Here is a 6,837-nt window from a genome sequence, read left to right as displayed (position 1 = left end):
CCCCCTTAATCCCCCCTTGATAAGGGGGGGAACTGACGAATTAACACCTAACCACTTATAAACCCCAGAGACAGTAATCAGGACCAAGAAAAACTGTTTTGGCAAACCCTAGCTAGGGACTTAAATTTGCACCTGTCTGAGATGACGACGGGGATCGGTGGTACGCTGAGATTTAATTTTCTCGTATAATTCCCGTTCGATCGCCGTTAATTCTTTGGGAGTATCGATGACAATTTTGACTAATTGATCGCCGCGTTGTCCTTTATTATCGATCCAACCTTTGCCGCGTAAGCGCAGGGATTGACTGGAACGAATACCGGCGGGAACTTTTACCGTCACCAGGCCATCGGGGGTAGGAACTTCGATCGCTGTGCCTAAAACTGCCTCATCGGGAGTAATCGGCACTTCACAGGTTAAATTATCGCCTTCAAAAGTAAAGAAAGGATGGGGTTCTAATTCCACATCGAGAAATAGATCTCCCCGTTGTTTACTCAAGGGATCGATTAGTCCTTTACCCCGTACCCGGAGACGATTACCGGTTTTAGTTCCTGGGGGGATTTTGATATCGATCATTTCTCCGGCTAAATTAACCCGTTTTTGTACTCCTCGTAAAGCTTCCCCAAAACTCAGACGCAGTTTAGCGGTGGAGACACCAGAAGTGACGGATTGCGGTGGAGTACGAGCGCCGGCAAAGTCGTTAAAATTGCTAAAATCGCCAAATCCTCTCCCCGGAGTCCCGTAGGAATGGGAACTGGGGCGAGTACCGCCGGAGCGCCCCATGCGACCGAGCAGTTCATTGATAAAATCATCAAAGGTGCTGTACTGGCTAAAGTCAAAACCGTCGGAACCAAAGTCAACCCCCCCATTACCACCTGGCCAATTCGATCGCTCGGCCTGTTGCCAATATTGTCCAAATTGATCGTATTTTTGGCGTTTTTCGCTATCGGAGAGGACTTCGTAAGCTTCGCTAATTTCTTTAAAACGTTCTTCGGCGCTTTTATTGTTAGGATTGCGATCGGGGTGATATTTGACAGCTAATTTGCGAAAAGCTTTTTTAATTTCTTCAGCGCTGGCAGTTTTACCTACTCCCAGAACGGCATAATAATCTTTATAATCTGCGGCAGGCATCGATACGCTATCTCCTTAGCAATGGGGATTCAGTCGGGATATTCCTAATCTAACTTAATTTTATCGTTGATCACTGAAAGGGAAATTGCCGACGACGACGATACCAAGTTCCCACACCTACTAACAGAGCAATAAGGGTAAAAGCCACCATCAGGGGCAATATATCGCCTTTTCCCAAAGATTTTAAACCCGCACCCATCATGACAAAGGGTAAAATTCCGGGGACAGTGCCTAATAAAGTACCGATGAAATAATCGCGAAAACGGATAGAAGTTAATCCCGCAACAAAGTTAACGATACCGTAGGGAATAATCGGTAATAGACGGATAGCAAACATATAAAATAGGCCGCCTTGCTGCATTTCTGCATCGATCGCTTGCCATTTTCCCTGAAATTTTTTGGCGGTATATTCCCGGCCAATAGTACGGGTAAAAGCAAAGGCAACTATAGCGGCCACCAAAGCGGCGATCATTGTCCAAACTGTTCCCATAACTACCCCAAAGATCGCGCCACCACTGAGGTTTAAGGGGGTAGAAGGTAGGATTAAAATTGTCCCGATCGTATAGACAATAATATACAAAATGGGGGCCATAATTCCCATTTGTTTTAACCATATCTGTAATTGTTGGGAGTCGATACCACCGATTAGATAAACTCCCATCGCTGTGGCGATAATACAAATTATGGTTAGGATAATAACACTACTTTTAGTTTTAGACATTTAACGGCAATTTTGGGCTAAGTGCGGGTTATAAAACATAAGATGCAATAGGGGTTTATATTTCCCTATTGCCAAAAATTCAGTTAATCTCCTCGAGAACCACGATCGAAAAACCATTGACTTTGTAGTTATCGGCAATTACTGCTCCTTGCTCCACAGACCAACAATTATAATTGGTTTCTGCCCAAGCTGCCGTGTCAATAAGTCTTACCCAACGATAATTATTGCCTGGGGAGGGAAGACGAAAATCCACCGGCAGATGATACATATTAATTAACACCAAAAAATCGTGATCACCGACGGCACTACCATCAATTAAAAACCAAATAGAGCGAGCATGGGCAGTTAAATCGCTAACCCCATCGGGTTTTTTAAATAAATAGGTGACACTATTGCCCGCATTGAGAACCATATCGCCATAGCGGCGCTGTTTGAGTGCTATATGATTGTTTCTTAAGTGAGCAATATAAGCGGCAAAAATAAATAAAGGATTGCGTTCTTCTTGATTAGTTCCCCTGCCAAAATTATTGTGATAAGCTTCCCGATAACCGGTGGGCAGTAGATGGGGTGAACGGGTGGCAATCATATCATAATTATTCCAAGTGGCCAGACTATCAATATTGTAGGGATTATTATTACCATTTTGAGTGCGGCCAAATTCATCACCCCAGACAGTCATGGGAACACCGCGAGATAAAAATTGAATCGTCCAAAAGTTGCGTAATCTTTGGCGACGTAAGGCCTGATCACCCCCAGAATCCCAAGAATCGTTATTATTATTGCCGCCATCGGAAGGACCAAAAGGCCAGGGATTGAGGTTATTTTTATTGTTATAACTGACCAAATCCATCAGGGTAAAACCATCGTGGGCAACAATAAAACTGATCGATTTGTGTGGTCCGCCTTGGTCATGAAAATTGTGATAATCTCCGTTCACCTGTTCGATGAATTTAAAAGTATTACCATCTCCCTTGCAAAAACGCCGGATTGCATCGCGATAACGGCCATTCCACTCGCCCCAACCCGTTGGGAAATTACCTACTTCGTAACCCCAGATATCCCAAGCTTCGGCGATCATTTCGGCATCGTATTTCTTGCCTAATTGCTCGATCTTTTCTAGCAAAGGATGTTTAGGAAAGAATTGTTTTTGCTTGCCCCAATCTTCTCGTTCATGACTAGAAGGAGTTCGACCGAGGACGGGGGCCAGATCAAAACGAAAACCATCAACTCCCATGGTTTCTAACCAATAGGTGAGGGAATCAAGAACCAGATTACAGGTGACAATATGGGAAAAGTTTAATTGATTTCCGCAGCCAGTGGCCCTATCGACTAGATAATGTTCGTCGGTGAGTTGATAGTATTCCACCACATCAAAACCACCAAAACTAACAAATCCGGTGACATCGTTGCTGCCCCAATTGCCCCCTTCTCCGGTGTGATTATAGACCACATCGAGATAAACTTCCATACCTTGGTCGTGGAAAGCTTTGACCATGGCCTTAAACTCTCTGGTGGGTCCCCCGGGGGAGCGATCATAAGCATAACGGCGATCGGGAGCGAAATAACCAAAGGTCATGTAACCCCAATAGTTACCGCCGGGGCGATCGTCGGGGTTATTATCGTTAGCGGTTTCTTGGACCGGTAAGAGTTCGATCGTGGTAAATCCCAGCGCTTTCAGATATTTGGCCATATAGCCGGCCCCCGCATAAGTTCCTCTGTACTGGTCGGGAACGTTGGCCACTTCCTCAAAACCCGTAATTCCCTTGAGAATATCTTCCAAACGACTAGCGGAGGGGTGATGACTTAAACCGCGCACATGGGCCTCGTAAATGATCGCTTTTTCGGACCCCAGACGGGGACGAGTACCGGTAGAAGTCCCATCCGGCGCGATCACAATGCCTTTGGGCGACCATTTACCCGTATCGTATTGCCGCCGGATCACTCCTTTGTAGTCCCCTTCTCCCGTGGCATAGATTCCAGCATTTTCTCCGGCCGCGATCATGGCCGGGGTTTCAAGGTCGTGGGAAAGTTCTCGCGCGTAGGGATCGAAGAGGACTTTATTGGGGTTAAAACGATGGCCGAAATCGTCCACATCTGCCTGAAAACCGGCGTTACTGTGACCTCTTTGCCATTTTTGATCAAATTGCCAATTGGAACCCCAACAGCGAAAAGCATAGTAACTGCCGTGGCCAATACCGGCGATTTTTGCCCGCCATATATCATCATTGGGGTTTTTTGTCAACCAGTAATCATACTTAGCGTTTTCTCCCGTCGGGCGATCGTAGATTTCCAGAAGAATCTGACTGGCATTTTTAGAATAGACGGCAAAGGTGACGCTATCGCCCCGATAATGCGCTCCGAGGGGATAGGTGGCATCGGCCCAAAGATGGCTATCTAGGGGGGCATAATTACCAGATTGGGGATGATTTTGACCGATCTCACTCTCCGATTTCATAAGTTTAATAAATCTCAGATTATGACTGTCTAAAGTATAGATTTAGTATGCTCTTGAATGTAAATTTTTATGACGAAATTCAACGTTTCTGGGCTTAATCCATTGACTTAGTTACTCAAATGGTTGAGGATGGGGGGGGCTGACATAGGCATAACTTTTAGCTGCAGAACTTAAGCATCTCATAAAGTTGCTCCTCCCGACAATCCTCTATCTAATTATGAGAATCAGACAAGCTGGAATCCAAAAGGCAAACAAGTCAAGGTTTATACGCAATTTTCTGCCGGTGCAACCCTTGGCGATCAAGACTTGGCTAATTACTATGAAACGACAGAGCCAGGACTCAATCTTTCCAGCCAATTATAGAATAGTTTAGACATTGTTCCCCAATATTGAGGGGTCACTGACTAACAATTTATCTGATACTCTAACCCTATCTGATCAGGATTTAGATACAATGGATGCTCAACTATCTTAGTTTTTTAGTCTTGATTAACTCAGCGATCACCATCGGAAAATCTGAACCGGGAAATAAATACCATGAAATTAGAAGACATCATTCAACAAAACCTCGTTAAACCCATTGATTCCTTAGCTGGAGACTCGGAACTTTGCCGAGAAGTTCAGACCCGTTTGCAAGTTTTCGGATTACTTCCTGCTCATGGTGTTGATGGCATTTATGGACCCCAAACAAAACAAGCCTTTGAACAATTCAAACAAAAAATCAAAGAAGGCGAATTGGATACCTTGGGAGCATCTTCGGCGAAATTTTTACTAGAACTTAAAGAATTACCAGGGGGTAATAATTTAATCTCCAAAGCTCAAGCCGAATCTATCTATGGTAATGTCATTAGCGATGGACAATTAGCAGATCTCAATTCTTGCTTAAATCGCTTTGAAATTAACACTCACCCGCGAATGTGTCATTTTTTAAGCCAAACTGCCCATGAAAGTGGTGGCTTGAAATGGATGAAAGAACTCGGTAGCGGTGAGGAGTATAACGGTCGGAAAGACCTGGGAAATATTTATCCGGGAGATGGTCCCAAATATAAGGGAGCAGGCGTTATTCAACTAACGGGACGCAGTAACTATCAAGCTTTTGCGAATTATATTCATGATCCGAAAGTGATGGATGGAGTTGACTATGTTAGTACCACCTATCCTTTTACCAGTGGCGGTTTTTGGTGGCATAACAATAACATGAATGCTCTTTGTGATCGCGGTGCAACAGTGGAAGAAATCACCCGACGAGTCAATGGTGGTCTTAACGGACTAGCTGATCGTCAAGCTTACTACGAAAAAGCGATCAAAGTTTTTCCTGTTTAACTATAAATACCTTTCTGGTGCTAATTTTGGCTCTTCGGTTTGTGCTATGCAATGGACGGGGTTATAAGAGATGAAATCCTTATAGAGAAAGACATTGCTGCGATTTTTATCAATTGTTTTTGCTCTAGAACAAACTAATCAATAGAACTCTTGCTAGATAAGGATTTAAAGGATTTAGTCGATTTATGTCACCCGATCAAACCAGACCAAGTAACGAAGAACCAAAATAGCTCTACCGAACCTAGTATGTTAAACTGATGCTTGAAAAAGGGGACGGGGAAAAGGGTTGAGATTTTGGCAACAATTAAAGAATGATTATTGGGGTTTATTTAATCCATGAGTCAGATAACAAATGATCGGATTTACGAGACAGATTTCTATCAATGGACAATCGAACAAGCTCAAGCTTTAAGAGAGCAAAATTTCCAGGAATTGGACTGGGAAAACATCATTGAGGAGATCGAAGCCTTGGGACGCAGTGATTACAGTGCGGTTGCTAGTCTGTTGATGAGAGAGATTGAACATCGTTTAAAAATAGACTATGCTAACCGACCTGAGTGTGATCGCCACTGGCGCTCAGAAATGGTAGCTTTTAGGAAGAATATTAAACGACGGTTAAGTCCTTCAATGAAACCCAAACTCCAAAAAGATTTTTCTGAAATCTATCAGGATGCTGTGGAAATTGTCCTAGCTAAATATGACCTAAATCTGCCAACTACTTGTCCCTACAACCTTGAGGATTTACTTCCTTAACTACCTAGCTTATAGCAAATCTGGCTTTAAAAAGAGGGTATTGTTAGGAGTTAGAAGTTAATAGTTAAGAGTGAAGAATGTGGGGGTATAACTCCTCACTCTTCACTCCTCACCCCCTTACGAAACTAGATTTTATCAAGCGGATTTGGTAGTTGATTTTTGGTCTCGGCCACTTCTGTCCATTAGTCACATCTTTCTTAACATTTCAAACCTTTGTAGCCCAGGACTTTAAAGACTCGTTTAACAATCTGTAATATTCCTTGTTGACACCCTTAATGACAAAGAAAAAACTGCAATCAAATCAGGATAAGGGTTGGAGTTCTTACTGACAAAATTGTTAAGAAAGATCCCTATAAGGGATAGCACTTGACAGGGGGGGATTGTGTATGTATGTTGTTATTATCCACTATTGGAGTTATCCCAGGCAACAGGAGAAAAAGCTTAAGCTTTGTGGGAA

General features: G+C 43.4%; 5 protein-coding genes. 2 read left to right on the top strand and 3 right to left on the bottom strand.

Going from position 1 to position 6,837, the window contains the following annotated elements; all coding sequences use genetic code 11:
• Nucleotides 1-120: 120 nt before the first annotated feature.
• The 3 genes from PN470_RS17030 to PN470_RS17020 form a co-directional block, all read right to left on the bottom strand.
• Nucleotides 121-1,128 (bottom strand): DnaJ C-terminal domain-containing protein, encoded by a 1,008-nt coding sequence (locus PN470_RS17030; protein WP_130756323.1) that lies wholly within the window; start codon nucleotides 1,126-1,128, stop codon nucleotides 121-123.
• A 70-nt stretch (nucleotides 1,129-1,198) separates the two neighbouring features.
• Nucleotides 1,199-1,849: a TVP38/TMEM64 family protein gene (locus PN470_RS17025; RefSeq protein WP_272104848.1), complete on the bottom strand. Its 651-nt coding sequence runs from the start codon at nucleotides 1,847-1,849 to the stop codon at nucleotides 1,199-1,201.
• Nucleotides 1,850-1,928: 79 nt separating this feature from the next.
• On the bottom strand, nucleotides 1,929-4,304 hold the full coding sequence (locus PN470_RS17020; RefSeq protein WP_272104847.1) for a glycogen debranching protein: 2,376 nt from the start codon (nucleotides 4,302-4,304) through the stop codon (nucleotides 1,929-1,931).
• A gap of 537 nt (nucleotides 4,305-4,841) precedes the next feature.
• Between PN470_RS17020 and PN470_RS17015 the strand changes: the two genes are divergently transcribed.
• Nucleotides 4,842-5,627: a hypothetical protein gene (locus PN470_RS17015; protein ID WP_002738520.1), complete on the top strand. Its 786-nt coding sequence runs from the start codon at nucleotides 4,842-4,844 to the stop codon at nucleotides 5,625-5,627.
• Nucleotides 5,628-5,963: 336 nt separating this feature from the next.
• On the top strand, nucleotides 5,964-6,380 hold the full coding sequence (locus PN470_RS17010; protein WP_002756089.1) for a DUF29 domain-containing protein: 417 nt from the start codon (nucleotides 5,964-5,966) through the stop codon (nucleotides 6,378-6,380).
• The last annotated feature ends 457 nt before the right edge of the window (nucleotides 6,381-6,837 follow it).

It is taken from the genome of Microcystis sp. CS-574 (assembly GCF_028329095.1).
GTDB classification, from domain to species: domain Bacteria; phylum Cyanobacteriota; class Cyanobacteriia; order Cyanobacteriales; family Microcystaceae; genus Microcystis; species Microcystis ichthyoblabe_A.
This window is presented reverse-complemented; position numbering and strand designations above follow the sequence as displayed.

Bases quoted from the DNA above. Each gene is read 5' to 3' on its own strand.
- PN470_RS17010 (WP_002756089.1), top strand. From the start codon at position 5,964: ATGAGTCAGATAACAAATGATCGGATTTACGAGACAGATTTCTATCAA.
- PN470_RS17020 (WP_272104847.1), bottom strand. From the start codon at position 4,304: ATGAAATCGGAGAGTGAGATCGGTCAAAATCATCCCCAATCTGGTAAT.
- PN470_RS17030 (WP_130756323.1), bottom strand. From the start codon at position 1,128: ATGCCTGCCGCAGATTATAAAGATTATTATGCCGTTCTGGGAGTAGGT.
- PN470_RS17015 (WP_002738520.1), top strand. From the start codon at position 4,842: ATGAAATTAGAAGACATCATTCAACAAAACCTCGTTAAACCCATTGAT.
- PN470_RS17025 (WP_272104848.1), bottom strand. From the start codon at position 1,849: ATGTCTAAAACTAAAAGTAGTGTTATTATCCTAACCATAATTTGTATT.